We start from the raw sequence: 2,486 nt of genomic DNA, 5'->3' as shown, positions 1-2,486 counted from the left end.
TGCGACTTACTTGTTCCAAGTAAATGTCTCAGCCGAAGCGTCGGACCGTCCTAGCCGCCCGCGTTGAGTTCCGCAGGGGGAGCCATATTAGAAAAAACCTCATCACACGATGAGGCTTTTTCGTATCTAATGCTCCTGCTTTGTTCCAAAGAAAGCTTCTGTCTTTCCCCTCTCTCCTAGTCAGCTTCGGTTTCTACAATCATCTCCAAATCCCAATATTTGTTCTTACTTGTCACATTTCGACACACCCGACTTATCAAACCTAGTGACTTTTTTTTAAGTGCGAAATATATTTCAAGCCTAAGCATACAAATGTTTAACCTGTTCTAAACTAAGATGACAAAACAAAGACAGTGACATTTTAACTACTACAACTGTCAAGAATGAATGATTTGCGAGCAATTTTATGAAACTAAAGACACAAGCTTATTTATTGTCGGGAATTATCCTCGTGACCCTATTAGCTTTAACGGCTACCGGGCTATGGACGTTACGAGTTGCCAGCAACTTCGACAACAAAGAACGAGTTACCGAACTGTTTAAGAGTGCCTATAGCATCTTAAGTGAAGTAGAAAAGATGGCTGCTGATGGCACTCTGCAAGAAGATCAAGCCAAAGCTCTCGCAACTCGCCTGCTGCGTAACAACATATACAAAGACAATGAATACGTTTATGTGGCCGATGAAAATATGACATTTATCGCGACGCCACTCGACCCTCAGTTACACGGAACCAGTTTCCACGACTTTAAAGATGGTAACGGCAACAGTGTTGGCCAGCTAATCCAAGATGTTCTTGGTCGTAAAACGGGTCAAATCGTCGAATACACCTGGACACAAAAACAGGCCGACGGCAGCATTGAGAGTAAACTATCTATAGCGCAGAAATCACCAAAATGGGGCTGGGTTGTCGGTACTGGTATTGGTTTCAATGAGGTTAATGCCCGATTCTGGGCAACAGCACAATGGCAGCTAGTGCTATGTCTGGTTATCGCCGGAGCTATTCTGGCTGTGCTAATCCTATCTATTCGCCGAATGCTAACACTTTTAGGTGGTGAGCCTCAGGAAGTACGTCAGGCAGTGCAAGAAGTGGCAAATGGCACTATTCAGAGTTCATTCTCTTCTCAGGCACCACAAGGCAGCATCTACGAGGCAGTACAGCAGATGAGTAAATCACTTGCTCAACTGGTTGGAAACCTTGATGGTTCAATGCACGCTCTGCGTAATGAGCTAGTAAGCGTCGAAGATCGCTCAGCGGCAATTTCACAGCTAACAGATTCACAACAACAATCAACAGCAATGATTGCCACCGCAATGACGGAAATGGCTTCTTCAGCCAATAACGTGGCAGACTCTGCCAGCGATACTGCTCGCAACACAGAAGAAGCGGATAAACAGAGCCAGCACACCCAGCAGTTGATCCACAATACTGTCGATAATATCCAAGGGTTAGCAAGCCAGCTTGGCACAGCAAGTAAAGCCGTTGCCGATTTGGATAGCGATGTCCATAACATTGTAAAAGTACTGGATGTGATTGGTGATATTGCCGAACAAACCAACTTGCTCGCACTGAATGCTGCGATTGAGGCGGCACGTGCCGGTGAGCAAGGCCGAGGGTTTGCTGTCGTTGCAGACGAAGTTCGCAACCTTGCCGGACGAACCCAGGATAGCACCAAAGAGATCCAACAGATGATCAACAACCTTCAGCAAGGCTCTAAGAATGCCATCAATACTATGGAGATCTGTGCGGAAACGAGCGAAAACACCGTGGAAGAGTCACAAAATGCTTCGGCAGCGTTGCAACAGATTGTGGTTGCTCTTGAATCTATCACCCAAATGAGTCATCAAATTGCGACAGCCGCCGCCGAACAGACCCAAGTAAGTGACGATATTTCTCAACGTATCAATATGATTGAAGAGAGTGGTAACCAACTAAGTAACGTTGTGACAGAGAGTCACAATAGTACTCAAAGCTTAACGCAATTAGCCAACGAGCTGGAAAATTGGGTAAGTAAGTTTACCGTTAAGCACTAAAAGAGCTTGGAGTTACAGAAAGCACGCCTATTCGCGTGCTTTTTTTGTTCTTTATCCGCGACTAATTGACACTATTTCTTGGATAACGCCTGTTGCTCCCTATACATTTCTTATCCAAAATGGATAAAAACAGCCCATTAAGTATAGAAAAACAACAAACGATATTTTTTTTGCATTTTCATGTTGACCTAAAGCACGAAAAGCCTTTTAATACACCTCGTCGCCCGGATAGCTCAGTCGGTAGAGCAGAGGATTGAAAATCCTCGTGTCGGTGGTTCGATTCCGCCTCCGGGCACCACAATTTAATAATTGTTGGTGCTTTGCACGAACAATGTAAAAAAGAATATAGTGCGCCGACTTAGCTCAGTAGGTAGAGCAACTGACTTGTAATCAGTAGGTCACCAGTTCGATTCCGGTAGTCGGCACCATTCTTTTTAACGAATAATTCCCCCTT

General features: G+C 44.8%; 1 protein-coding gene and 2 tRNA genes. All 3 read left to right on the top strand.

Annotation, left to right across the window (positions count from 1 at the left end; translation table 11 throughout):
• Nucleotides 1-406: 406 nt before the first annotated feature.
• The 3 genes from RH46_RS02400 (at nt 407) to RH46_RS02390 (ending at nt 2,460) form a co-directional block, all read left to right on the top strand.
• Nucleotides 407-2,032, top strand: a complete 1,626-nt coding sequence (locus RH46_RS02400; protein WP_040894910.1) for a methyl-accepting chemotaxis protein — start codon at nt 407-409, stop codon at nt 2,030-2,032.
• A gap of 222 nt (nt 2,033-2,254) precedes the next feature.
• Nucleotides 2,255-2,330, top strand: a tRNA-Phe gene (locus RH46_RS02395).
• 54 nt (nt 2,331-2,384) lie between these two features.
• Nucleotides 2,385-2,460, top strand: a tRNA-Thr gene (locus RH46_RS02390).
• Nucleotides 2,461-2,486: the final 26 nt, after the last annotated feature.

This window comes from Vibrio brasiliensis LMG 20546, from assembly GCF_000189255.1.
Classification (GTDB): domain Bacteria; phylum Pseudomonadota; class Gammaproteobacteria; order Enterobacterales; family Vibrionaceae; genus Vibrio; species Vibrio brasiliensis.
This window is presented reverse-complemented; position numbering and strand designations above follow the sequence as displayed.

Coding starts and splice junctions, on each gene's coding strand:
- RH46_RS02400 (WP_040894910.1), top strand. CDS start 407: ATGAAACTAAAGACACAAGCTTATTTATTGTCGGGAATTATCCTCGTG.